This window comes from Streptomyces sp. NPDC023838 (genome assembly GCF_040639555.1).
In the GTDB taxonomy this organism is placed as follows: domain Bacteria; phylum Actinomycetota; class Actinomycetes; order Streptomycetales; family Streptomycetaceae; genus Streptomyces.
On record NZ_JBFAAD010000037.1, the window covers coordinates 51,890 to 74,892 of the forward strand.

At 69.1% G+C, this 23,003-nt stretch carries 21 protein-coding genes and 5 pseudogenes; 14 read left to right on the plus strand and 12 right to left on the minus strand.

The window, feature by feature from the left end; translation table 11 throughout:
- The first annotated feature begins 40 nt into the window (after window positions 1-40).
- Window positions 41-916 carry a hypothetical protein gene (locus AB0G17_RS31605; protein ID WP_361390155.1) on the plus strand — a complete coding sequence of 292 codons (876 nt, stop codon included), beginning with the start codon at window positions 41-43 and terminating at the stop codon, window positions 914-916.
- A gap of 184 nt (window positions 917-1,100) precedes the next feature.
- Here the strand turns inward: AB0G17_RS31605 and AB0G17_RS31610 are convergent, their stop codons facing one another.
- The 5 genes from AB0G17_RS31610 to AB0G17_RS31630 form a co-directional block, all read right to left on the minus strand.
- On the minus strand, window positions 1,101-1,484 hold the full coding sequence (locus AB0G17_RS31610; RefSeq protein WP_361390112.1) for a hypothetical protein: 384 nt from the start codon (window positions 1,482-1,484) through the stop codon (window positions 1,101-1,103).
- Window positions 1,485-1,756: 272 nt separating this feature from the next.
- Window positions 1,757-2,404, minus strand: coding sequence for a response regulator transcription factor (locus tag AB0G17_RS31615; RefSeq protein WP_361390114.1), 648 nt, complete (start codon window positions 2,402-2,404; stop codon window positions 1,757-1,759).
- A gap of 2 nt (window positions 2,405-2,406) precedes the next feature.
- Complete coding sequence (locus tag AB0G17_RS31620) at window positions 2,407-3,594, minus strand: sensor histidine kinase (protein WP_361390116.1); 1,188 nt, start codon at window positions 3,592-3,594, stop codon at window positions 2,407-2,409.
- Between the two features lie 50 nt (window positions 3,595-3,644).
- The gene (locus AB0G17_RS31625; RefSeq protein WP_361390118.1) at window positions 3,645-5,849 is read right to left on the minus strand and encodes an MMPL family transporter; all 2,205 of its coding nucleotides are present in this window, start codon (window positions 5,847-5,849) and stop codon (window positions 3,645-3,647) included.
- A gap of 977 nt (window positions 5,850-6,826) precedes the next feature.
- On the minus strand, window positions 6,827-7,756 hold the full coding sequence (locus AB0G17_RS31630) for a YafY family protein (protein WP_361390121.1): 930 nt from the start codon (window positions 7,754-7,756) through the stop codon (window positions 6,827-6,829).
- Between the two features lie 56 nt (window positions 7,757-7,812).
- Here AB0G17_RS31630 and AB0G17_RS31635 point away from each other — a divergent pair, with 56 nt between their 5' ends.
- From AB0G17_RS31635 to AB0G17_RS31650, 4 genes and pseudogenes are all read left to right on the plus strand, one after another.
- Window positions 7,813-8,280, plus strand: a complete 468-nt coding sequence (locus tag AB0G17_RS31635; protein ID WP_361390123.1) for a hypothetical protein — start codon at window positions 7,813-7,815, stop codon at window positions 8,278-8,280.
- Entirely contained in the window at window positions 8,277-8,825 is a 549-nt protein-coding gene (locus AB0G17_RS31640; protein ID WP_361390125.1) for an NIPSNAP family protein, read from the plus strand. Before AB0G17_RS31635 ends, AB0G17_RS31640 begins: the two co-directional genes overlap by 4 nt.
- A gap of 41 nt (window positions 8,826-8,866) precedes the next feature.
- A pseudogene (locus tag AB0G17_RS31645) lies at window positions 8,867-9,692 on the plus strand (sulfatase-like hydrolase/transferase); the annotation flags it as partial.
- 100 nt (window positions 9,693-9,792) lie between these two features.
- The gene (locus AB0G17_RS31650) at window positions 9,793-10,218 is read left to right on the plus strand and encodes an ATP-binding protein (protein ID WP_361390127.1); all 426 of its coding nucleotides are present in this window, start codon (window positions 9,793-9,795) and stop codon (window positions 10,216-10,218) included.
- A 16-nt stretch (window positions 10,219-10,234) separates the two neighbouring features.
- On the opposite strand, the gene AB0G17_RS31655 is transcribed toward AB0G17_RS31650, so the two are convergent.
- Complete coding sequence (locus tag AB0G17_RS31655) at window positions 10,235-12,364, minus strand: PIG-L family deacetylase (protein ID WP_361390129.1); 2,130 nt, start codon at window positions 12,362-12,364, stop codon at window positions 10,235-10,237.
- A gap of 898 nt (window positions 12,365-13,262) precedes the next feature.
- Here AB0G17_RS31655 and AB0G17_RS31660 point away from each other — a divergent pair.
- Window positions 13,263-13,651: pseudogene (locus AB0G17_RS31660) on the plus strand (VOC family protein); the annotation flags it as partial.
- Between the two features lie 790 nt (window positions 13,652-14,441).
- Here AB0G17_RS31660 and AB0G17_RS31665 read toward each other — a convergent pair.
- Window positions 14,442-14,978: pseudogene (locus tag AB0G17_RS31665) on the minus strand (short-chain dehydrogenase); the annotation flags it as partial.
- A gap of 73 nt (window positions 14,979-15,051) precedes the next feature.
- Between AB0G17_RS31665 and AB0G17_RS31670 the strand changes: the two are divergent.
- Window positions 15,052-15,390, plus strand: a pseudogene (locus AB0G17_RS31670) (transposase); the annotation flags it as partial.
- 380 nt (window positions 15,391-15,770) lie between these two features.
- Here the strand turns inward: AB0G17_RS31670 and AB0G17_RS31675 are convergent.
- Complete coding sequence (locus AB0G17_RS31675; RefSeq protein WP_361390131.1) at window positions 15,771-16,385, minus strand: PadR family transcriptional regulator; 615 nt, start codon at window positions 16,383-16,385, stop codon at window positions 15,771-15,773.
- Window positions 16,386-16,486: 101 nt separating this feature from the next.
- Between AB0G17_RS31675 and AB0G17_RS31680 the strand changes: the two genes are divergently transcribed.
- From AB0G17_RS31680 to AB0G17_RS31690, 3 genes are all read left to right on the plus strand, one after another.
- Window positions 16,487-16,948 carry a hypothetical protein gene (locus AB0G17_RS31680; RefSeq protein ID WP_361390133.1) on the plus strand — a complete coding sequence of 154 codons (462 nt, stop codon included), beginning with the start codon at window positions 16,487-16,489 and terminating at the stop codon, window positions 16,946-16,948.
- Window positions 16,945-18,153, plus strand: a complete 1,209-nt coding sequence (locus AB0G17_RS31685; RefSeq protein ID WP_361390135.1) for an NAD(P)/FAD-dependent oxidoreductase — start codon at window positions 16,945-16,947, stop codon at window positions 18,151-18,153. Before AB0G17_RS31680 ends, AB0G17_RS31685 begins: the two co-directional genes overlap by 4 nt.
- A 335-nt stretch (window positions 18,154-18,488) precedes the next feature.
- Window positions 18,489-18,947, plus strand: a complete 459-nt coding sequence (locus AB0G17_RS31690) for a hypothetical protein (RefSeq protein WP_361390137.1) — start codon at window positions 18,489-18,491, stop codon at window positions 18,945-18,947.
- 349 nt (window positions 18,948-19,296) lie between these two features.
- Here the strand turns inward: AB0G17_RS31690 and AB0G17_RS31695 are convergent, their stop codons facing one another.
- From AB0G17_RS31695 to AB0G17_RS31705, 3 genes are read right to left on the minus strand one after another with little or no spacing between them, the layout of a single operon-like run.
- Window positions 19,297-19,623: a DUF1048 domain-containing protein gene (locus AB0G17_RS31695; RefSeq protein WP_361390139.1), complete on the minus strand. Its 327-nt coding sequence runs from the start codon at window positions 19,621-19,623 to the stop codon at window positions 19,297-19,299.
- A gap of 1 nt (window position 19,624) precedes the next feature.
- Window positions 19,625-19,981, minus strand: coding sequence for a DUF1048 domain-containing protein (locus tag AB0G17_RS31700; RefSeq protein WP_361390141.1), 357 nt, complete (start codon window positions 19,979-19,981; stop codon window positions 19,625-19,627).
- On the minus strand, window positions 19,978-20,304 hold the full coding sequence (locus AB0G17_RS31705) for a PadR family transcriptional regulator (protein WP_361390143.1): 327 nt from the start codon (window positions 20,302-20,304) through the stop codon (window positions 19,978-19,980). Before AB0G17_RS31705 ends, AB0G17_RS31700 begins: the two co-directional genes overlap by 4 nt.
- 192 nt (window positions 20,305-20,496) lie before the next feature.
- On the opposite strand from AB0G17_RS31705, the gene AB0G17_RS31710 reads away from it, so the two are divergent.
- From AB0G17_RS31710 to AB0G17_RS31720, 3 genes are all read left to right on the plus strand, one after another.
- Window positions 20,497-20,892, plus strand: a complete 396-nt coding sequence (locus tag AB0G17_RS31710) for a hypothetical protein (protein WP_361390145.1) — start codon at window positions 20,497-20,499, stop codon at window positions 20,890-20,892.
- 383 nt (window positions 20,893-21,275) lie between these two features.
- Window positions 21,276-21,971 (plus strand): hypothetical protein, encoded by a 696-nt coding sequence (locus AB0G17_RS31715; RefSeq protein ID WP_361390147.1) that lies wholly within the window; start codon window positions 21,276-21,278, stop codon window positions 21,969-21,971.
- 236 nt (window positions 21,972-22,207) lie between these two features.
- Window positions 22,208-22,429, plus strand: a complete 222-nt coding sequence (locus AB0G17_RS31720; protein WP_361390149.1) for a recombinase — start codon at window positions 22,208-22,210, stop codon at window positions 22,427-22,429.
- 73 nt (window positions 22,430-22,502) lie between these two features.
- Here the strand turns inward: AB0G17_RS31720 and AB0G17_RS31725 are convergent.
- Window positions 22,503-22,580: pseudogene (locus AB0G17_RS31725) on the minus strand (hypothetical protein); the annotation flags it as partial.
- Between the two features lie 4 nt (window positions 22,581-22,584).
- On the opposite strand from AB0G17_RS31725, the gene AB0G17_RS31730 reads away from it, so the two are divergent.
- Window positions 22,585-22,830 carry a hypothetical protein gene (locus tag AB0G17_RS31730; protein WP_361390151.1) on the plus strand — a complete coding sequence of 82 codons (246 nt, stop codon included), beginning with the start codon at window positions 22,585-22,587 and terminating at the stop codon, window positions 22,828-22,830.
- Window positions 22,831-23,003: the final 173 nt, after the last annotated feature.

Here is a 23,003-nt window from a genome sequence, read left to right on the forward strand (position 1 = left end):
GGGCCTTACGAACTCCTTTGCAGAGTCGTACCTTTGAGCCATGGCAACTCAGCATCCCGGCCCGCTGGCGGGAGTTGTGTCACCCGTGACGGCCGGATGGCGGCTGCTGTTCGTGCCCAGCCGGGCCCGCGAGCTGGCCGTCGGGCTCGGCGCGAGCATCATGATCCCGCCGGTGGTCGCAGCCCCACTTGTGCTGCCCGTTCTGGTGGTCGCCTTGATCTCGGGGAGCTCACTCGTCTGGGGCATTTTCTGGATCCTGCTGGCGCTCACGGTCGTCGCAGTGATCCTGCTCGCCGTGGCCATGATGTACGTCACGGTCTCCATGACGGTGCGGTGGGTCGAGTTCCGCCCCCTGGGAACTCCGGCCCAGGTGGTGATCGCCCGCTTTCTGCGTTCGTCGACCATGGCGATGGCTGATCTGCAGCGAGTTGTCGTCATCGAGCGACTCAGTCTGGGGCAGCGGCAGTCGGTCAAGGTGGTGTTGCATGCCCGCAGCGAGACGGTGGAGTGCGAACCGTCGACGTCCGCACCGCTCTCTCGGGTCGACGCACAGGCGCTGACCGGCTGGTTGACCGAGCAACTCGGCCGGGTCCAGGTGACGGTGGAGCGTCAGACGGAGGTCAAGCGAGACTTCGTGCGTCCGGACGAGTGGTGGACCCCGTCGCACACCGCCGAGCTGTGGCGGGTACCCGTCGGCGAGGTCGACGGCATAGCAGCCCGGCGCGGTGTCGAAGGCTATCGGTACACGCCCCGGGCAAACGCGATGTACAGCCCTGGCGCTTCGGTCACCGTCTACGACCCGGGCCGGGCCTACGAGGTCGCCGAAGAACTCCGCGCGGAACGAGCCGCCGGCCAGGCCGCCGACAGCACGGCAGCCCCCGGCCCGGCCGAGGACGACGCAACGGGTTCCCTCTGACTGGGTCGAGGCCCAGTTCACCGCCCTGCGGTACTTCGCCCTCGACGGCACCGACCATCCCAGCCACAAGGCCCAGGGCAGCATGATCCGCCGCTACATCATGCGGAACAAGCACGCCACCGACCAGCGCCTCAACGCCATCGTGTGCAGGGCGAACGCCGCCTGACCGTACCTGCGAACGGCTTCACCACAGGTGCAGGAAGCTCCGGACGTCGTCAAAGCCGTCGAGAGCCCGACCGTCCACGTCCGACGGGTCTGCCTCGGCACGCGACGCCAGCGACTCCACCAGAGCGAGAGCCTCACCGCTGAGACGCCCGAAGCGTCGCGCGGTGTGTCCCAGACACAGGCCGGCCAGCCCGAGCAAAGGGCTTCCCGAGATAGCCCGGGTTCCGACCTCCATGCACCAGTGCTCGACGAACTCCCGATCGTCGTCGTTCAACGCGCTCCCGACCAGGACGCTCGCCGCCTCGAACTCGTGCGAGCGGTCACGCAGAGCCCGCTCCAACGCCTCGGCCGCCACCTCGTGAGGCAGCGCAGGAGGGTTCTCGAAGGTCAGATGAGAGTGCATCCCGTGAGACTACGTGCCCCCGCGATGCGCCACTTGATCGACAAGACCGGGCGAACGTTGCCTGATGCGGCACCAGCGAGATCAACAACGAGCACGGCGGCCGGGGTGTGTACTTCAAGGCCGGCGGGCCACGCGATCGAGCTGATCACCCGTCCGTACCTCTAACAGGCGCAACGCCTGGTCGGACGCCGGGAACGCGGCGCCCGACCAGGCGAGCGGACGGGGAAACGCACCCGCCTGCCGGCTGTCTGACCCTTGTCGGCGTCGGGGCGTCAGGAGTGTGCGAGGAGTCCGCGTTCCAGGGCGACGACGACGGCGCGCGTGCGGTCATTGACGTCGAGTTTCGCGAAGACCCGCAGAAGATGCGTCTTCACCGTGGCCTCGCCGATCACCAGGCGACGGCCGATCTCCGCGTTGGACAGACCGTCGGCGACCGCGCGCAGCACGTCCCGTTCCCGGGCGGTGAGGGCGACCGGCTCGGGGCGGCGCATCCGGGCCACGAGGCGCTCGGCGACCTTGGGCGCGAGGACCGTCTCACCGCGTGCGGCCGAGCGGATCGCGTCGGCGAGCTGCTCGCGGGTGGTGTCCTTGAGGAGGTAGCCGACGGCGCCGGCCTCGACGGCTCGTTCGATCTCGACGTCCGTGTCGTAGGTGGTGAGGATCAGCACGCGGGTGGGTGTCGGCAGGGCGACGATCTCGGTGGTGGCGGCCACGCCGTCGAGCACCGGCATACGCAGGTCGAGGAGCGCCACATCGGGGGCGAGCCGCTCGACGAGGTCGACGCCCTCGCGACCGTCGCTCGCCTCGCCGACGATCTCTATCGTGGGCTCGTTGGTCAGCAGGGCAATGACTCCGGCGCGCATGACGGCGTGGTCGTCGACCACGACCACCCGGATCCGGTCGTACGGGGTGTCGGTCATGGTCAGTCCTGACTCTGCGTGGGAAGGGTGGCGAGGACAAGGGTGCCGTCGCCGAGCGAGCTGGTGACGGCGAGTTCGCCGTCGAGTTCGGCCAGCCGTCGGCGCATGCCGTCGAGGCCGAAGCCATGGGACTCCTCGACGACGAACCCGCGGCCGTCGTCGGTGATCTCCAGTTCGACACCGCCGGGGCGCTCGGAGAGGACGACGCCGACGGTGGAGGCGCCCGCGTGCTTGCGTATGTTGGCGAGGGACTCCTGCGTGCAGCGCAGCAGGGCGACGCGGGTGCGCTGGTCCAGGTCGATGTCGGGCAGCTCGGCGGTGACGGTGAGACCGGTGTCCTGGACGAAACGGTCGAGGGTCCTTCGCAGGGTGGCGGCCAGCGAACCTGCCGCGACACCGCTCACGGGGGCGGAGCCGACGAGCACCCGGGCCTCGGCCAGGTTCTCGCGCGCGGTCTGCTCGATGGAGGTGAGCTGCTCGGCGCAGCGGACGGGGTCGCTGACGACGCCGGCGCGGGCGGCCTCCGCGAGCACGACGATGGAGGCGAAGCCCTGGGCGAGGGTGTCATGAATCTCCCGGGCAAGCCGCTCGCGCTCCTCAGCCGCCCCCTGCCGCTGATACGCGACCGCCAACTCCTCCTGTGTTACGGACAGTTCGGAGGCCAGTTGCTCCTGCCGCTCCTTGCTCTGGCCGACGAAGCGGTGCACCCACAGCCCCAGACCCACCCCTGCGACGTAGGCGACGACGGTGACCACCGCGTTCCCGGTGAGGAAATGCGGGCTCCAGCCCTGGCCGAGTGTGCCGCCGAAGACGGTCAGGGCCGCGGCGGCCCCGCTGAGCCCGATCGCGTCCGACGGGGTGCGGGTGAAGAGCCAGAACTGCGGCAGAGATACCACGTAGAACGCGGCCCCGCCGTCCAGGAGGTAGGACGCCGCGCCGAGGACGACAGCGAGGACGGCAAGGTAGGTGCGGGGAGACGGCACGGAGGTGTCCGGCCGGGTGAGAACGACGGTGTGGCACAGCGCGATCAGGGCGAGCAGTCCGAACATCCAGCACATGCGGGCCGGTGACGCGTCGAGCACGGCGATGGCCGGGGGAAGCAGGCCGAACAGGATCCAGGCTGCCAGGTTCCAGCGGAGGGTACGGTCCTGGATGAGCCGGTCACCCGGCTGCTGCTGCCACTGACTCACGCTGATTCATTTCGTTCGTAGGGGAGTTGGAGGCCCGGCGGTCGAGTTGATCAGCTTACCGATTCCAGGGTGTGGGGGGCCTGGTCGGTGGTGTGGCGGGCACGGCTCACTCCGCGAGAGGGCCACCAGTTGGCCTCGCCGAGCAGGAGCATCAGGGACGGCAGGACCAGCAGCCGGATGACGAAGGCATCCAGGAGGACGGCGACCGCGAGGCTGAAGCCGATCTGCTTCATCTCGATCAGGTGCAGTGCCGCGAAGCTGGCGAAGACCGTCACCATGACCACGGCGGCGCTGGTCACCACCCCCGCCGAGCTGCCGATGCCTTCGATCACGGCCCTCCGGGTCGGGACTCCGCGCAGGGCCGCTTCCCGGATCCGGCTGATCACGAAGACCTGGTAGTCCATGGAGAGGCCGAACAGGATCACGAAGAGGAACAGCGGCACACGGGAGCCGATCGACCCGGTGGAGGTGAAGTCGACCAGGCCTTCGGCCCAGGTGTGCTGGAAGACCAGGACGAGGATGCCGAGCGAGGCGGCGGCGGAGAGGAGGTTGAGGACGACGCCCACCAGGCCGAGGACCACGGAGCGGAAGGCCCAGACGGTCATGGTGAAGGTGACCAGGAGGAGTGCGCCGATGATGAGGGGCAGCTTCTGTTCCTGGTGGGTCGGGTAGTCGGTGTAGCGGGCGACGTCACCGGTCACCGCGGTCTCGGCCCCCTTCACCCGGCCGACGGTCTGCGGGACGAACGTGTCGCGGATGTCCTGGAGCGAGGACTGGGCCTCGTCGCTGCTGACGTAGTGCGGGACCTGCAGTTGCAGCATGCTGATCCGCTGGTCGGGCGAAGTGGTCAGCCGGGGGGTGCCGCTCAGGCGTGGGTCGCCCTTGACGTCGGCGGCGAGTTCGCGCAGAGCGGCGGTCACCTCCGACGAGCGGTTGGCGTCGGCGCGGACCAGGACCTGGTGCATGGACTTCAGCTCCGGATAGGCCGCGTTCAGCCGGTCGTAGACCTGCATGGCGACGATGGAGCGGGAGTGCGTCTCGCGGCCCATGTCGGTGAGCTTGAGGCCGAGGAGCGGGGCGGCGAGAGCGACCAGCCCGGCGACGGTGACGGTGAGGGTGGCGACGGGGTGCTTGGCGACGGGGCGCAGCACGGCGGCGGTCAGACGGCCGGGGCCGGTCTTGTGCGCCTTCCGCTTCTTCGGCGCGAGCCCGCGGGCCGCCCGGCGCTCGGCCCGGCGCTCGGCACGCATGCCCAGCTTGGCGAGGAGTGCGGGCAGTACGGTCAGGGAACTGACGACGGCGACCAGCGTGACGACGATCGCGCCGGTGGCGATGGACGAGAAGATGACGTCGTCGGCGAGGTAGAGGGTGGCGCTGGAGACGGCCACGGCGAGACCGGAGAGGACGACGGCTCGCCCTGACGTGGCGGCGGCCAGTTCGACGACGGCCTGCGGGCTCAGCCTGCCGCCGGCGCGGGCCCGCTCCTCGCGTTCGCGCTTGAGGTAGAAGAGCGTGTAGTCGACGCCGACGGCGAGACCGATGAGCAGGATGACGTTGGTGCCGACACCCGCGTCGGGAAAGACGTGCGAGGCCACCATCGACAGGCCGACGGCCGCGGCGATCGAGGACAGGGCGAGCAGCAGCGGTACGAGGGCCATCGCCATGGAGCCGAAGACCAGCAGCAAGGTGATGAAGGTGACCGGCAGGGCGATCACCTCGGTGCGCGAGAAATCGTCGCCGCGCAGCTTGCCCACGCCCTTGCTGATGGACGGTGATCCCGTCTCCTCCACGCGCAGCCCGGGGTTGGCCTTCTGTACGGCGGCGGTCTGCTCGATCAGCGGGTCGACATGCTCCTTGCCCTCCAGCTCCGGGCCCTTCATGGTGATGGTGACCCGCACAGCCGTGTTGCCCGCGCTGCGCACCGGGCCGGCGACGGAGAGCACGTCGGGCAGTTTGGTCATCCGGGCGGCGATGTCGGCGGCGGCCGAATCGGCCGCGGCGATGTCGAGCTTTCCGGTTCCCGGCTGCGCGGTGATCAGGACGTGTTCGACGGGCCGCTGCTGCAACCCGCCCTCCGCGGCGATCGCCTCACCACGTCCCGCCTCTCCTATGCGGAAGTCCTCGGTGGTCGCCGCGTTGGTGCCGACGGAGATACCGATACCGAGGCACAGAACGACGAAGAGGAACCAGCCGACAATGCCCCGCCAGGGACGGGCGGCGCTCCAACGAGCAATGCGTACGGGAAGATTCTTCATGCCTCCATGCTGTTGGCTGGGGGTGCGGCGCCGACAGCAGCGACTGGTTGAACCTGGGGTCCACCGGTTGGTGGACCCCGGCCTGGGGGCGGGGCGGCGGCGGGGCCGCTGGAGGACCGAGGGGCCAAGGGGGTCACCTGGAGGGGACGCGGCCATCACGCGAAGCTCCGTCAAGTCGTACGTGATGGCCGACAGTCCCGGGACCAGTCAGAGCCGGTTCGATTCGAGCAGGGCCACTGCACAGCCGACGCCGGCGAGAGCGGCAGGACGCCGGCAGACCACCTGGCCCTGTGCTGGACGCGAAAACCTGTTGGCGGGCTGCCGCCGACGATCCGCTTCCGTCGCGCCCCAATTCCCTGTTCCGGCCGACTGGAGGTCGTTCCAGCACACCCTGGTCCGGCTGCCGGGCGTTCGTGAGGCGTGGCTGCGTGAGATTGTTGCGAACCTCAGGCAGTACACGTCCACCGGCCTCTTCCAGCGCTTGGGAAAGGACGGCGCCACGCTCCCACGGGGTACGGGTGTGGCGCGGGTGGCGACCTGTTGTTGTTCCGGTAGCTGGCTCTCAAGATGGCGACTGTGCGATGTGCGGTGACCGCGTTCGCACCGAGCGGGCCAGTGGTTACTCCGCCGGCGCCCCCAGCGGGACGGCAGGTCACCTACAGGCGAAGGCGTACACGCTGTCCAGCGTCACCCATTCCCCAGGGCCATGCGTTCGGTCTTAGGCAACTCCCCATCCCGGCGGCCCCGAACCGGCGGTCGGCTCAGTCGGCTACACGCATGGGCACCGAGATTTGCCCTGGCGCTGAACAGTTCCTGGTTCTTACGAACGGGGGCTGCTGACCCTGCTGACCGGCCTTCAAGTCGCTGTGGCAGACGGCGCTGTACGTCGCAGGGGAGGAGCGGTCAGGATCACTAGCCTCACGCTTTCGCGAGTGGCCGTGGCCGGTGCCTCGGTCGGGAGAACCCTCTGCCCAGGGTCACCCTTCGTAGCGGGTGGCCAGGGTCCGTACCGTCTCGGCGATGCGGTCGCGGAGTTCAGCCGGTGCCATGACCTCGACGTCGGTGCCCAGCCGCAGGAACTCTCCGTGGGCGTGATCGATCGACTCGATGGGCACCCGGGCCTCCGTCCATCCGTCACCGGTGGGTGTGACGCCGAGGCGGCGGGCGCCTTCCGGGGTGAGCCGTACCAGGGCCTCCCCGGTGTGTAGTCGCGCTCGGAAGTCGGCCAGATAGCTGTTCCAGTGCCTGGCCAGGTCGAACCCGTCCGGGATGGCGAACTCGTCTTCCAGTGGCCGGAGTTCGAGGATCTGGTCGATCCGGTAGGTGCGGATCCCGGATGGCCCGTCGGCGACCAGGTACCAGCGGCCGGCCTTGAGTACGAGCCCGTACGGCTCCACCCGCCGCTCGATCTCCTCCGGCGCCCGCCAGCGCCGGTACCGCAGTACCACCGCCCGCTGCGCCCACACTGCGGTGGCGGCCGCGGTCAGGTGAGGCGTACGGTCGGCGTCGCCGTACCAGCCGGGGGCGTCGAGCAGGAAGCGCTCCTGGATCCGCTCGGCGTGCTCGCGCAGCTCCGCCGGAAGGGCGGCCCGCAGCTTGAGCTGGGCGGTGGCGAGCGCCTCGCCGAGGCCGAGCTCGGCGGCGGCGCCGGGGAGTGCGGCAAGGAACGCGGCCTGCGCCTCGTCTGCGGTCAGTCCGGTGAGCCGGGTCCGGTAGCCGTCGACCAGCCGGTAGCCGCCCGCGTGTCCGGCGTCACCGTACAGCGGAATACCGGCGGTGCCGAGCGCCTCGACATCCCGGTAGACGGTCCGGACGGAGACCTCCAATTCCTCGGCCAGCTGCCGGGCCGTCATCCGGCCCCGGTTCTGGAGCAGCAGAAGCAGGGTGACCAGCCGACTCGCACGCATGCCGCTCAGTATCCACTGACAGGGGATGTCAGCAGATCGGCCCTAACCTGCGGCGCATGGACGACTTCGACTTCCTGCACGGCTCCTGGGACGTGGCCAACCGCCGTCTCACCGCACCACTCGGCTCGGGCCCCGGTACCTGGGTGGAGTTCCCCGGTCACGCGGTGGTCCGGCCGCTTTTCGGGGGTGCCGGCAACATTGACGAGATCACCTTCCCCACCCTCGGCCGTCAGGGCGTGACCCTGCGGCTGTTCGACCGGGAGACGGAGCGCTGGTCGATCCACTGGTCCGACAGCCGGACGGGCCGACTGGATCCGCCGGTGGTCGGCGGCTTCACCGGTGACCGCGGCGATTTCCAGGGAAAGGACACCTACAACGGCCGGCCGATCCGAGTGCACTTCGCCTGGTACCGCCTCGGCCCGGACACTGCCCGCTGGGAGCAGGAGTTCTCCGCCGACGACGGCCGCTCCTGGGAGCTCAACTGGACCATGGATCTCACCCGCACGGGGCGGGTCGGCGGATGAGCATCGTCGAACTCCGGCAGTACACCTTGCATCCTGGAGCCCGGGAGACGCTGATCGAGCTGTTCGAGCGCGAGTTCGTGAACGGTCAGCAGGCGGTCGGTATCACTGTCGGAGGCCGTTTCCGCGACCTGGACGACCCGGACCGCTTTGTCTGGCTGCGCGCGTTCCCCGACATGGCGCACCGCCGGCGCGCGCTGGAGGCGTTCTACACCGGCCCGGTCTGGCGGGAGCACCGGGATGCGGCCAACGCCACCATGGTCGACAGTGACAACGTCCTGCTGCTGCGCGGCCCGGGCTTCACGCCTCGGCCCGGCGCCGGTCAAGTGTTCGCGACCGTCTGCCACCCCACCGAAGCGGCCGCCTTCGATGCGTACGCCGCCCGGCACCTGGGCCCGGGCCATGCCCTGCACCGCACCGAGCACGCCGAGAACGATTTTCCCCGTCTGCCCGTCCGCACCGGGGAGGACGCCCGGGTCTGGTTCGGCCCGGCCGAGCCACCGCCCTGGCCAGCCCGACGGCTGCGGCTGGAACCCGTGACGTCGTAGCCTCGCGCTCACCGTCCGACAGGTGATCAGCTAAGCAAAACAAGGACCTGCGGTACTACACGCGCATCCTGACCGAGCGCGCCGGCGAGTACGTCCAGCGGGACCACGGCGGACGACCCTGGCTGCTGAACCTCAACTTCACCACTCCGCACTGGCCTTGGATCGCCGAGGGGGACGGGGAGGAGGAGAGCGCCGAGATCGTCCGCAGGATCAAAGCTGGTGCCAAAGGTGCGCTCCGGCATCAGGACGGCGGTTCCGTCGAGAAGTACGCGCAGATGGTGCAGGACCTGGACCGGTCGGTCGGCGTCGTGCTGCGCGCCTTGGAGAAGCCCGGCCAGGGGCGGGACACGTTGGTGTTCTTCGCCTCTGACAACGGCGGTGAGCGCTTCTCGTACAACTGGCCCTTGTCGGGCAACAAGGCCTCGCTCAAGGAGGGTGGGATCCGCGTGCCGACCATCGTGCGGTGGCCCGCGCGTCTCGACGGCGGGCAGGTCAGCCATGAGCCGGTCTTCACACCGGACTGGACTGCGATGCTTTTGGAGATCGGAGGGGTGCGCCCACACCCGGCGTACAGGCTGGACGGCACGAGCCTTGCCCCCTACCTGCTGAAGGGCGAGCAGCTTGCCGAGCGTGAGCTGTTCTGGCGCGTGCGCGGGGAGCGTGCACTGCGGCGCGGGAACTGGAAGTACTACCGGGGCAAGAACGGCCAGGACCAACTGATTCGATCTCTCGAAGGACCAGCGCGAGCAGGCCGACCGGGCCGCGGACGAGCCGAAGCTCCTGGGCGGGCTGAAGCCGGCGTGGGAGGAGACGGACAGGGGGGTGTTGGCCTATCCGGCTGGGCGAGACGGGGGGCCTTGGGGCTGAGCCTGCGGCTTCCTCGGCAGCCTCTTCGGCAGTGCACGTTGAGTGAGCTGCTTCCCGGGCAGACGGAGACGAGTACCCGTTGTCGGTGGAAGGAGGGACAGTGCCGCAGGATCCTGCACTGAGAGCTGTCGGGTGGGCGCGTTCGCTGCCGGTCAGCAGCGGCGTGAAGACGGCACGGGACTGGACGCGTGAGCATCTCGCGAGGCTCGGGTGGGACCGGACCGCGCCGGATCTGCTGGACTCCGTCGTGCTGACCGTCTCCGAGCTGGTCACCAACGCCCATGTGCATGCCCGAAGCGACGCCCAGCTCATCCTGGCCTGGGACGAGGAATGCCTGCATGTGACGGTGCACGACGCCTCGCCCCTGGTGCCGGAACCACGTCACGCCGGTGAGGAGGCCACCGGGGGCCGGGGAATGCTTCTCATCGACGCCCTCGCCGACGAATGGCAGACCTACCGCTGCCCTCGCGGCAAGGACGTCACAGCCTGCTTCCAGCCGCCCCGGCCTCCGCGGGATGGGCAATGATCGGCTCGGACAGCTCCTAGCGCGGGTGCATGAGCCGGCGGCTCTGTGACGCGGCCTCGGTCGTTCGTTGGAGGTCTCGGGGGTCTCCCTGTTCGGCGGGCTTGACTTCGGATACGGCCCGGACATGGAGCGTAGCGTCGGGCGCGAGCAGAGCGAGGACGGGGCGGTCGCCGGAGTCTGTCGCCAGGGAAGCCGCGCCGACCACAGCTCCGGGGACGGTGCTCCAGCGCGGGGCACGCCCGGTGCCCAGAGCGGCCACGCCCGTCCCACCGTCATTGTCGCGGACGGCCAGCAGTACTCCGCCGGGTACGAGGCCCAGGGCGAGCGTGCCGTAGCCGCGGCTGTCCAGGTCGATCTTCTCGTCGAGCCATGCTCCGCCACCGGCGGGCAGGGTACGTACGAGCAGACGGGCGCTCCCGGCCTCGCGGAAGGCGAGAACGAGGGAACCGTCGGGCCGAGCCAGCGCCGCCGGCGGATCGGCCGGCGCGGGCAGCCCCGTGGGTACGACCGCGAACGGTCCTCCCGGGACGCGCTGCGCCCAGTGGCGAACCGTGTCGTGCCCGGCGCCGAAGACGTGCACGATGCCCTGGGCGTCGGTGACGACGCTCAGCCCCTCCTGGACTTCGGCGCCGCCCAGGTCCGACCAGTCGCTCCACGTACCGTCGGCGCGCTCGCTGCGGAACGAGACGCCCTTGGCCCAGTTGCGGGCGAACAGCCAGATGGTGCCGTCGGCGCCGCGGGTCACGACGGGCCCGCCGACCCGGCGGCTGTGCTCGGGGTCGCGGTCGGGTGCGCCGAGCGATACCCAGGCGCCGAACGGGCCGCCCCTGCGTGTCTGCTCCGTCGTGACGATCTCACGCCGGTTGTCCGTAGCCCCGGGGCCGAGGGCGGCGATGCGCTCGGCGAACAGTTGCCAGCGGCCGTCCGGCTTCGGCGAGGCTGTCAGGCCCGGCACGAGTCCCTTGCCGGGCAGCAGTTCCGGCGCCGTCCACTGTCCGCTGCCGCGGGCGGTCTCCTGCCACATGGCAGCCTGGCCGTTGAGGACGGCGAACGCCGTGAGCCGCCCGTCGGCGTCCTGCCGCACCTGCGGCGCGGCGGTGGGGTAGCGCAGCGAGGTGCGCTGGAGCCAGCCGGTGCCGTAGGAACGGTCCCGGCCGACGTCGTAGTCACCGCAGCCGCCGAACGCCTTGACGTCGCAGCCCCGCGGAGAGCCTCCGTAGGCGTTGAGCACATCGGCCTTCTCGCGGACGATCCGCGGGGGCAGGGCCTGCGGCCAGCGCTCGTTGTAGTAGCCGCGGAAGGCGGTGACGGCGTGCGGGGCCCGGTAGCGGTCGAGCGCGGCGTAGGTGAACAGCGCGACGGCGGTGTGGTCGGGGTGGTCCGAATAGCCGCGCTGGTCGTGGTGGGCGCGGTGCTTGGCGTCGCGCACCTGCATGTCCGGGTCGGGGTCCATGGTGCGAACGAGCGTGGGCCGGTAGCTGTCCATGAGGTGGACCAGCGCGTCAATCAGACCGGCGCGGGTGACCTGGTGCGAGGTGCGTACGGGGGAGCCGGTGCCCGCCAGCGTCCGGGTGACCGCGCGGGGGTCCTCCCAGAGATGGCGCAGGTCGAGGTCGGCGATGGTGCCAGGGGCGGCGTAGTGCTGGGACACACCGAGGAAGACCAGACGGATGCCGGGGCGCCCGCTGAGGGCGTCCACCTCTACGGAGGTGCCGTCCGGGAGCGCGCTGGCCTGCCTGGTCCAGGGTGCCTTGGTGTCGCCGGTCGCCATCAGCGCGTAGGCCTGGCGTAGGCCCTGGCGGCGGGCACCGGCGTAATCGGTGACGTTCGGCTGGGAGGGCTTGCGGCCGGGGAGCTTGTTGAAGCCCTGGGCTTCGCCGCTGGTCACATAGACGCTGACGAGCTGGTCATTGGCGTCTATGGACTGCTGGAGGTCGGGGTTCATGAAGTACAGGTCGTCGTCCGGGTGGGCGACGACCTGCATGACCCGGGCACCGCTGGAACCGTCCCGGACGGCCTGGACCGGACCGCGCTGGCGGACCGGCGAGGAGGCGAGCGTCGATGAGGCGGGAGTGCAGGCCGATATCGCCGCGGCAAGGGCTATGAGACTGGCGACGAAGGCGCGGCGGGCAGGCTGAAGCGGCACAGGAGGTCTTTCGCGGGTCAATGGGCGGGCGGGGCATACGGGCGGGGGCATCGGGCGGGGGCATCGGGCGGGACGTGGGGCGAGCACGCCTTCCGCGACTTCCCGGGGAGATGCGTGCACCGCCACGGTGGTCTGCCCGAGGCGCAGCCCTGCATCGGCCCGTCCCGGGCCGGCGGGGTGTGGGTCGTGCTGACGGGCGGCACCGGGGTGTGAGCGGCAGGGCTGACGTTACGAAGAGCGCACGTAGGTATTCCGTCGGCGATGTAACAGTTGTCCGCACATTGGCATGCGAAGTCGTTACGTCGCCTCGGTCGGCCGTGGCGCGCACTGTGCGCGGGCACCGTGCGCGGGCACCGTGCGCGGGGTGGCGGTCATACGGCGGCGTTCGGGACGGATGCGCCGCAGACGGTGACCGCGGACGCCACGATGCCTTGCCCGGCGGGGCAGCCTCCACCCCCATCGCCACGGCATCTGCCGGGCATGGGCTCCGGCCTTGCCGCAGCGAGTCGACGAAAGATGCGAGCGCCTACATCAGGATCGCGGTCCCGGTAGCGGCGACCGGAGCGGGAGCTCGCCTCGGCATCCGGCTCAGCAATTTTGGCCAGCTTGCCGTGGTCACCACTCCGGGGCCCGCCGACCACGACGATCTCCGCCACGCCGTAGTGGGGGCTTGGAGGACCACGTCGGCGCCGTGACCAGCTACGGCCCGTGGCTGGACAGGCATCGTGGCGGATACGATTTTTCGAGTATCTGTGATGGGCGTGGGCCGGAGCGATGCTCAGCCGCCCAGAGCAGGTGAGGGGCCTTCGGGATTCAGAGGTGCCGTGGCCATTGATACAGGCGGACAGGATGTTGGGGCGATGTAGCGGCGTTCGGGGACCTCACCGCGGGCCCGTCGGTGACACCGGTCGGCCGGTTCTGGGCGGAGGCACTGGGGTGGGGCATGGACAGCGGGGGGGGTCAGGGGTGACCAACCTCGAACCCGCGGGCTTCGTCTATCCCGATCCCGTGGTCGTCTGCATCGACATCGTGGCCGACCCGGAACCCATGAAGGTCAAGAACCGGGTACACCTCGATCTGGCCACCTCATCGAGCGCCCACCAGGCGGAGTTGGTGGAACGCCTGAAGAGTCTCGGTGCGACGCCGGCCGACGTGGGTCAGGGTGAGGTCCCCTGGACGGTCATGGCCGACCCGGAGGGCAATGAGTTCTGTGTCCTGGAACCGCGTCCGCTGTACCGGGACACCGGGCCGATCGCCGCGGTAGTCGTCGACTGCGCCGACCCGCGGCGTCCAGTCCATCGCCCCGTCCCAGAACCGGGCTATCTGCCGCGTACCTAACACACCCATGCCGGCCACCAACACCGCAGCAGTGCCGCCGCCCCCATAGCCCCTCCCCATTGCCGGCCCGTCCACCACGGAGTTCCCGGACGAGCCCTGACTCATCCCCGGCGAGAGGAAGGTGACTGTTGGTTGTTCACGGGACGCTCCCCACCGGACTCCAGGATCAGTGGCTGGCGGAGACCAGAGCGTCGAGCTGGCGGGCAAGGTGCGCGGCGGCCGCCGACGCTCGGCGGCTCGAGCCGCCTCGGTGAAGCGCGGGCTGGCGCGGGAAGGGCGGGCCCGGGCATGAGCCAGCAGCCTGGTGGGCCACCACCAGTTCACTCGCCACCCCGACAGCTTGACCAGCGAAGAAGCCCGTCGCTTGGAAGTGGATCCTGATCGGTAAGTTTCCCGAGCGCAGCGGCACGAGAAACTCCTCCACTGCCTCGGACGACTTTCTCGTGAGCCGGGGCGACCACGGCCACGGCTTCTACTCCTGATCATGGGGGCAGGGGCGCACCGCTGATCAAGGCGGTCACACGCCCACACGGGGAACTGCTGTGGTTCTGACCGCGCTTCCGTGAGGATTACGCCAGAAGGGCGGCCTGCGTCCATACCAGGCAGTCGCCTGAGCAGCGCGGGGCTCTGTGCTGAAAGCACTTGCGGCCGGTGGCAGGTTGGTCTTCATGGAAGAACGGTCCAGAACCCCCGGTTGGCCACCTGAGCATGCCAGTTGTCGACGGGCTGCTCGCCTGGCCTATCCGCGCAGATCGGCGGGGTCGACGTTGGTCAGGTTGCGGCTGGCGTCCCACAGCCGCGCAGCGACAGTGGTGTCGGCGAGATGACTCCATACCGCTTCTTGTCGAGGTGTGCCGCGCAGACTGAAGAGGCGTGGTCCCCACAGCTGGCCTCCGCGCGTGGCCGGGTCGAGCACGGCTCGGACCGCTGGCCATGCGCCGGCGTGCTTGCCTTGGACGAGCAGAGCGGCGGGTGCCGTGCGCAACCGTGCGCCGACGCTTCGCACATGGACCGGTGGCCGTGACGGGGTGAGGGAGTCCAGCGCGCCGCCGGGGTGGACTACCACGCTCTCCGCCGAGCTACCGAGGGTGCGCAGGCGGCGGTCAAGTTCGAGCCCGAAGTACATCTGTGCCAGCTTGGATCGTCCGTAGGCGCGTTTGGCCCGGTAGTCCCGCCGGGACTGGAGGTCGTCCAGGTCCAGCCGTTCGGATTTCGCTGCGAAACTGCCGACGGTCACGACACGTGCCGCAGGTGCGGCCGACAGCAGCGGCATTAGGGCGTGTGTGGTGTCGTGATCAGTTGCTGGGTTTTGCCTTCTCTGTGGGGCGGAACCCGGTAGGACATTGGTCGTGACGCGTAGGCAACTCACCAAGGTTCAGTGGAAGTTCATCGGGCCGTACCTGCCGATCGGCAGGTACGGCCCGTACCCCGAACGGCTTCGGGAGCGGTCCGAGGGGGTGATCTGGCGGTTCCGCTCCAGCGGCCAGTGGCGGGAAATGCCTGCCGAGTTCGGCCCCTGGGCCACCGTCTACGGGCGGTTCCGGGTCTGGCGGGACGCCGGTGTCTTCTCCGCCCTACTGGAAGGCCTGATCGCCGAGGCGGCCCGCGCGGGGAGAACGGATTTGTCGCTGGTCAGCGTGGATTCCACTACCGTCCGCGCCCACCATGACGCCGCCGGGATGCGTGTCGGCCAGGCCCATGCAGCGGTGTTGACATGCCGGATACCTCAGCCCCGGCCGGGTACCGGTCCTGGCCACGGTTGGTAGCCCACCTGAGCGTGCTGGTTGCCGGTTGCCCCACACCGTCGGGGCCAGCGTCTGGCCCGGGCTGAGGAGTCCGCAGCAGTGGCCCATGCCCTCGCTGCCGGGTTGCTGCTGCAGTGGAGAGCACGGCCATATCCATCACAGCGTGTGGCTGTAGCTCCGGGGTTCCAGGAACTGGGTGCCCAGCTCAGCGTTTGGCGCGGCGACACCCCCATCGACCAGGGCCGGTAACGACGGAGTCTCTTCCGCGAAATCCATGGTGAATGCGGCGCTTCAGGCTGTCCCCGGAGACTCCGGGGGAGGGCTCACTGCTGCGCTGGCCCCACCGCGAGGGCGTCCAACTGCTCCTTGGACCACGAGAGCGCGCCGGCTCGCAAGTCTTCGACCACCGCGCGCACCCACCCCAGCTCCGCGGCCGTCACGGCCCGCAGGTATTCGGTCTCCAGGCGGGTGATACGCGGCAGTCCCTGCTCCGCCTCTGCGGCCATGGCCGCTTCCAGTCCGTCGAGCTTCTCCGTGAGTGCGTCGGCCCGCTGATCCAGTACGTCAGCCATGTCTCGCGGCGTGAGCAGCAGCAGGTTCGACAGGGCGGCCGGGAACTCCGGGAACTCCTGCTTGGGTGCGGAGAGCATCTCCTCCAGCCAGGCGCGGGCGGTCTCGCGCCCCGCGTCGGTGATTTCGTACACGGTCCGCTCCGGGTACTGCTGATCGCGCCCGGTCTCGCGGACGGCGATCAGCCCGGCGCCATTTAGTCGCTCGATCGTGCGGTAGAGGCTCGCGCGCTGGCTGACGTTGACGACCTGCTCCTTGCCCCAGTCCTTGATCAGGCGCTGGACGCCGTACGGGTGCAGCGGTTTGTAGTGCAGCAGAGCCAGGACGGTCAGGGCGAGCGGGGAGCTGCGGGGGGCAGATGGGGTCATGGACCTGATTGTAGCCTCAGATTAACTAGTTGACGTCGAACTAGTTTCGGTGCAACTATCAAAGTCGTCAGGGCAACACCATCCAGAGAGGTGCCACCGAGATGTCCCTCACCGAGCGCATCCACTCCGACCACGGCCTCGTCAAGCACCTTGGCTACTGGACCGAGGCCGGCCGCTTCGAGGTCAAGGCCTGCCATGGCGCAGCCGTCCTCGACCTCCGCTCGCCCGGCCTCCCCGACGACATCGAGATTCACCTCGATATGGACCGGGCCATGGTCAAGCTGCTCGTCGACGACGACACTGCCATCGACCACTGGAACCTGAGCTGGACCGCCCGCGGCAAGATCAAGGACTCCACGTCCTCATCCAACGGCGACAAGGCGGCCAGCCGCCTTGTCCACCTGTCCGGCTCCGCGACGAACAGCGAGATCCGCATCCACCGCGGTGGCATCGCGCTCCTGTCTGCGATGTTCTCCCGTGCGTACGTCCAGGACGTGCGTCGCGCCCACAAGGCCGGCGGCGTACCGGCGATCGACGATCCGACAAGGGGGCACCAGTCATGACCAGCATCGGCAAAGCCCGCACCGCACTCATCATCGGGGGCGGGATCGCAGGCCCGGTCGCCGCGATGGCCCTGCGTCAGGCCGGTATCGAGGTCGCCGTCTACGAGGCGTACGACTCCACGGCGGAGGGGGCCGGTGGCGGCATGACCATCGCTCCCAACGGCCAGAACGCCCTCGACGCCATCGGCGCGGGCGGCATCGTCCGCGCCATTGGTACCCCGGTCACCTCCATGGTGTTGCGGAGTGGGACGGGCAAGCAGCTCGCACGGTTCGCCCCGCCTTCGCGCCTCCCCGTCCAGCAGTTCGTCTGGCGCGCCGACCTTTACTGGGGGATCTACGACGAGGCGGAGCGCCGCTCGATACCCATTCACCACGGCAAGCGGTTGACCGGCGCGACCGACACCGGCTCCGCCGTCACCGCGCACTTCGCGGACGGTACGCAGGCGAGCGCCGACATCCTGATCGGTGCCGACGGCATCCGGTCCACGGTCCGCCCCCTGATCGACCCGGCCGCACCACGGCCGAACTACGCCGGCCTGGTCTCCTTCGGTGCGCGGATGGAGGAGTGCGGGCTGCCCTCCACCAACGGCGTCATGTACCTGTGCTTCGGCAAGCGCGCCTTCTTCGGCTACCAGATCTTCGACGACTCCTCAGCGGTGTGGTTCGTGAACCTGCCGCACCACGCCCCGATGACAGTCGCCGAGGCTCAGGCGATCGGCGCGAAGAAGTGGATGCGTGCCCTGCACACCGCCTTCGCCGACGACAGCACCCCGGCTCTGGAGATGATCAGCGCTACCGACCCCGGCCGACTCCTGATCACCGGCCCGATGGAGAACATGCCGAGTGTCCCGACCTGGACCCGCGGCCGCATGACCCTGATCGGCGACGCGGCCCACGCCGCCTCGTCCAGCTCGGGGCAGGGCGCCTCCATCGCCAGCGAAAGCGCCGTTGAACTGGCGCGCTGTCTGCGGGACCTGCCCTACGACCAGGGCTTCGCCGCGTACGAACAACTGCGCCGTCCCCGCGTCGAACGCATCATCAAGCTCGGCGCCCGCACGAACAGCAACAAGTCACCGGGCCCGGTCGGCCGGGTGCTGCGCGACCTGCTGATGCCGGTGGGCATGAAGCTGATCAACCCGGAGAAGACGGCCTGGCAGTTCGACCACCACATCGACTGGGACGCGAAGGCATTCCCGCTCGCCTGAACCCCGGCCCGCCCTCGGCCATGCCGTCGGGGACGGGTGTGCTCGTGTCAGGTCCAACCCCGTGGGTGGCACTTGCCGGGTGGGGAGGTCGAGGCGGTTCCAGACGTTGACCTCACGGTCCGACCGGTCAGAGACCCATGTGACGGCCTCGGCTGGGCCCCCGTTCGCTCGTCTCGACTCCCGCCGGACAGCGCGGAAGGGACACGGAAGTGAGACGAACTCGTGGGGGACCGGCTGTGAGACGGGCGTATCTGCGCTGGTCAGCGTCATGCAATGGGACAGCGGTAACGAGAACCTACAGGAGCCTTGCCCGGCCGGGACTGCGGAGTGTGCCGGTGGACGGTATGCACTGCACGCTCATCCACGCTGTCGGCCTGAGCCGGGGCGCGGTCGACACGGACGCGCTCGTCAAGGAGGCAGGCGGGTATGCGCAGATGCTCACGCCCTTCATCCTGACCTTCGACCGGCCCGCCGTGGGCAGTGTCGGTGTGGAGATCAGCGGGTGGCCGGGGCGCGTGTTCACGAAGATCGTGGAAATCCTCACCCACGTGACGGGCGGCACCGGCGCCTGCTTCACGGCTGCGCCGAGCCGCCATCCCCACATGTCCGTCGCCTACGCCTGCGCCGGTGCTGAGGCCATCGACGCCCTCGCCCTCAAAGCCGCACTCGCCGACATCGACCAGCCGCTGTCGGCGACCGTGGCTGTGGACCGGTTGCTCGTTGAACAGTGGCACGACGGTACCCGCATACGGTGGAACCCGATCGCCGAAGTACCTCTCGCGGGGGCGGCATGATCTTGTTCCCCGGGTACCGCGCGATGCACGGCGACACCCTCCAGCTCACCACCGACGCCGCCCCGCGGCGCAGGCGCCAGCCTTCGTCGTGTCAATCCCCACCCGCCATAGGCCCGCGACATTTCCCGACGGCGCGCTAACCATCGTTGCACCCGGGTCGGGGAGGGACACCGCCAGCGAACGGCGTCTGCGCCAGCAGGTCCGGCAGCTCAAAGCGCTCAGGGCAGCCGACGCGAAGGAGAGCCCCCAGCTCAAAGCTGATGTCGAGACACCTGTGCACGTGCTGCCGACGCAGACGACGCCATGAACCCCACCGTGGCGGAACCGCCGCGAACCGGTCCGGCGGCTGTCACTTCCTGTTCGCGCCGGGTTCCCCGCCAATGGATTCCTGGTAGGCGTCCGCATAGGTGGGAGAGTCCTTGATCAGGTCGTCGCAGAACGCGGCGACGTCGGTGCCGATGAGTTCCAAGACTCCTTTGCCTGTGACGACGCCCTCCTCGAAGAAGTCGACGATTCCGGGGAGGAGGGGCCCGTCGGACAGGCTGATCGGTCCGACCTTGAACAGGTACTTCTGTATCTCCTTGTAGACGATCTGGTAGTCCGGCGGGAGTGCCTTGACCCGGGCCACGTGCGCCCGCCACTGTTTCTTGCCTTCGATGATGTCTTGGATGCTCACGTCAGCCTCCCAGCCGGCTCAGTTTCCGTGCGACGTTCCTGTTCAACTGCTCGCGCCACCGGTCGCGATGAGTCCGGGCCCCAGCTCCGCCGGCCAGCGCCGTGCAGAAGCCCTGGATGTCGTCGCCGAGCACCTCGTGGACGCTCTGCCCGTCCGTTGCCGACACTTCGAGCAGCCCCAGGGCGGAGTCGAGGATCGGTGTCAGGTTGCGGCCGGTGAAGTCCCCGTAGGGGAAGAGGTGGGCGACGATCTGGTCCCACGCCTCCCGGTAGTCGTCCGGCAGGGCCTCGACCCGGGCTCCGAACGCCTTCCAATCCCTGGTGAGATCGCTGCCTGTGACCTTCTCCCAGAAGTTCATCTCCCGCCCTCCTTGAGCCTGTTGATGCGTGATGAGAGGTACTGCCATTTCGCCCAGAACTTTGCGAGTTCCTCGCGCCCGGCGTCGTTGAGCGCGTAGAACTTGCGCGGCGGACCGACCCGGGATGGTCGTTTCGTCACTTGGACGAGCCCGTTCCTCTCCAGCCGCAGCAAGATCGTGTACACCGTCCCCTCGATGACGTCGGCGAAGCCGAGCTCATTCAGCTGGCGAGTGATGGCGTACCCGTAGGTTTCCTCGCTGCCGATGATTTCGAGCACGCACCCTTCGAGCGTGCCCTTCAACATCTCCGTCAGGTCGTCCATCGCGGGTACTCCTCAGCCCTGCCGGTACTACGTGATACCGAGTACGGCTATACGGTATCACCGAGTAGTGGAACGGCAATGTCTCCGGTGGACACAACCTCGGGCCGACTCGTTCGGCGAGGGAACCGGGTTCCGTCGAACGCTGCAGCCCGGCCATCGGTTGAGCCGACGCGTGGGCCGTTGCACGTCAACATGTCTGAACTTGACAGAGAATCCTCCGCCCGGGGCAGCCGCGAGGCCCTGGACGCCACCCTGGTCACCCCCGAGACAGTCGCGGAAGTCGACGCCGACCTCACCATCGACTGCGGCACCTGGCGCCACCCGCTGCGCTTCGTCCGCCTGCGCCTGGACGTCACGTTCGCCGACGTGCCGGCCGGCCTTCGGCGAAGGCGCCACCCCGGCCGCCGGATGACCGCCTGGCACGTGACTCTCTGGTGGACAAGGCATGGAGGCCCGGGCCGCGCTGTCGAAGAGGGACGGCTCGTGAGCGGCCGTTCCGAAATACGGACGGGGGCGACTGGCACGTTGACCGTGAGCGAGGGGACGGCGTCCGAGCTCGGCCTCGGGGAACATCGGTACAGCGGTTAACGCTAAGCCGGTGATCATGGCTGCGGATCGCGTGGTGGCGTGTGTGCCGGGAGCATCCAGCGGCTTATTCGCCAGGATCGGCGGGCGTAGTGAGGCAGAGCAGGCGGTGCCACGTCACCGCGAGTCGACCGCCGGTCGCGGTGACGGTATGGGCTTCGCCGTCGTCCGGTCCGGTCCTGGGTCCGGTTCGGTGGTTCAGGTCGTCTGCGCTGGTCAGCCGAACCTGTGAGTCCCACGATTGAGTGATGGGGCCGCTGTTGTGGAGCGGCGGCCGACGTGCCTCCGTAGTGTCCTCGGACATGACGATGAACAATCCCCGGCCCCGAGTACGCAAGCTCTTGGCTGCGGCAGTTGCACTGACCGTCGGAGGCGTGGTGGCGCCCGTGACACTGGCCTCCCCGGCAGCCGCCGCGACCCCTTGCAAGAGCGGCGAAGCGTTCAAGACCGCAGGAACGGTGTCCTGCGAGCTTCCGACCCGGGCCCTCACGGTCACCGTGACCGTCATCGCTGCCGGTGGCGGTGGCGGTGGCGGTGGCATCGGCAATGGGGGTGGTGGTGGTGGCGGCGGCGGTGGCGGGCGCATGGAGTGCCACTACTTCGTCAAGCATGGCGACGACGTGCGCATCACGGTGGGCCGTGGCGGGTACGGCGGCGCCGGCGGCATCGCCTCCTCCGTAGGCGGCTCGAATGACGGCGGCAAGGGCGGCGACGGCGGCGCCACCTCCGTCAGCCTCAGCGGCCGCATCGACACCGCGCCCGGCGGCATCGGCGGCGGCGGCGGGCTCGGCCACGCCAACTTCGGAGGCAACACCGCCGGCGGCGGCGGCAAAAGCCCCAGCGAGGGCCACTGCGGCTACAAGCCAGGCACCACGGGCACCAACGGCACCAAAGGCGTCAGCGGCACCTCCCGGGGCGGCGACGGCGGCGCCGGCGGCGGCGCCGCCGGACCGGTTCCCACCGACTGCGGCACCGCTGGCCGCGCCGGCACCGGGGGCTCCGCCGGCGGCGGCACCGCCGGCCGCGAAGGCAGCGACGGCCGAGCCGGACAGCCGGGGTGCGTCGTCGTCCGCTTCCACTAGCGGCACCCGCTGATCGCACTCAGCGCAGGCGGCTGTACCGACCTCGGGGGACATCGCTACAGCCGTTGGCGCTGAGAACGAGCCGACCTGCTCGACGACACGCGATGAAACCAGATCCACCACTACACGCGCAGTCACCGCTACCGTCAGTAGGAGCCTCAACCGCCCTGTGGTCACTACGAGTTGACCTCGAATGGAGCCCAAGCTAGTTCGGTCAACGGGACATCCGATGCCCGATGCTGCAGGTCAACCCGAAGATGTTGCCGCGGCTGGCCGAGATCGAGAAGGACTTGATCCTCCGTCGCAAACGGGCCGAGGAAGAGCAGTGGCTCGGTGAGATCGAAGGCATCGACATGACCCCGACCTTCGTCCGCACCAAACAAGCTGACGCAGCCCGACTCGCACAACGGTCGCCCGTCGCTCTCGGCATGCCGACCACCCGGCCGCGATCCGAGTGAAGGACACGGATGTTTTGACCCGCATCTTGCCGCTCATGAGCGCCTGCAGGGTGTCCGTCTCGCCGGAGACGATCCCCTGCAGGGTCTCCGAGTCCATCACGAGAGTGCAGTTGGCGTCAGAGTGCTCCCCTTCCAGCAGATCGCAGGTCACATCCTTGACGACGATCGAGAACTGCTTGTCCTCGCGTCACGTTGAACCCGAAGATCACGTCCACGCCGGCAGCAGCCGCCGGATCGAACTTGCACTGCATCGCCTGCACGGCATCAGAGACACGGGTCATGGTCTGTCCTACCTCTCATTGGTCACGGCCCGGTCCGTTCTGGACGGTCCGTTCGGCACATCATTGATCTTCGGCAGGCTTCGCCGGGCCGTTAACGGCAGCTATCAGCCGAAGTGCTGAGCACTGGTCTGATTTGACTTTGGTGCAGAGAAGCGGGCGGCCGGATAGTGGCGAATTCCGCGATGTGCCGGGCTCTGACTAGTGACCTGAGTCAGAGATTCGTCGGCAGTAGGCGGCGACTTTGTCGAGGATCTCGTCGGCTGTCTTCGTCCAGACGAAGGGCCTGGGGTGTT

Coding starts and splice junctions, on each gene's coding strand:
- AB0G17_RS31700 (WP_361390141.1), bottom strand. CDS start 19,981: ATGAACTTCTGGGAGAAGGTCACAGGCAGCGATCTCACCAGGGATTGG.
- AB0G17_RS31615 (WP_361390114.1), bottom strand. CDS start 2,404: ATGACCGACACCCCGTACGACCGGATCCGGGTGGTCGTGGTCGACGAC.
- AB0G17_RS31680 (WP_361390133.1), top strand. CDS start 16,487: ATGTCCCTCACCGAGCGCATCCACTCCGACCACGGCCTCGTCAAGCAC.
- AB0G17_RS31605 (WP_361390155.1), top strand. CDS start 41: ATGGCAACTCAGCATCCCGGCCCGCTGGCGGGAGTTGTGTCACCCGTG.
- AB0G17_RS31640 (WP_361390125.1), top strand. CDS start 8,277: ATGAGCATCGTCGAACTCCGGCAGTACACCTTGCATCCTGGAGCCCGG.
- AB0G17_RS31630 (WP_361390121.1), bottom strand. CDS start 7,756: ATGCGTGCGAGTCGGCTGGTCACCCTGCTTCTGCTGCTCCAGAACCGG.
- AB0G17_RS31685 (WP_361390135.1), top strand. CDS start 16,945: ATGACCAGCATCGGCAAAGCCCGCACCGCACTCATCATCGGGGGCGGG.
- AB0G17_RS31720 (WP_361390149.1), top strand. CDS start 22,208: ATGCTGCAGGTCAACCCGAAGATGTTGCCGCGGCTGGCCGAGATCGAG.
- AB0G17_RS31635 (WP_361390123.1), top strand. CDS start 7,813: ATGGACGACTTCGACTTCCTGCACGGCTCCTGGGACGTGGCCAACCGC.
- AB0G17_RS31675 (WP_361390131.1), bottom strand. CDS start 16,385: ATGACCCCATCTGCCCCCCGCAGCTCCCCGCTCGCCCTGACCGTCCTG.
- AB0G17_RS31610 (WP_361390112.1), bottom strand. CDS start 1,484: ATGCACTCTCATCTGACCTTCGAGAACCCTCCTGCGCTGCCTCACGAG.
- AB0G17_RS31705 (WP_361390143.1), bottom strand. CDS start 20,304: ATGGACGACCTGACGGAGATGTTGAAGGGCACGCTCGAAGGGTGCGTG.
- AB0G17_RS31710 (WP_361390145.1), top strand. CDS start 20,497: ATGTCTGAACTTGACAGAGAATCCTCCGCCCGGGGCAGCCGCGAGGCC.
- AB0G17_RS31625 (WP_361390118.1), bottom strand. CDS start 5,849: ATGAAGAATCTTCCCGTACGCATTGCTCGTTGGAGCGCCGCCCGTCCC.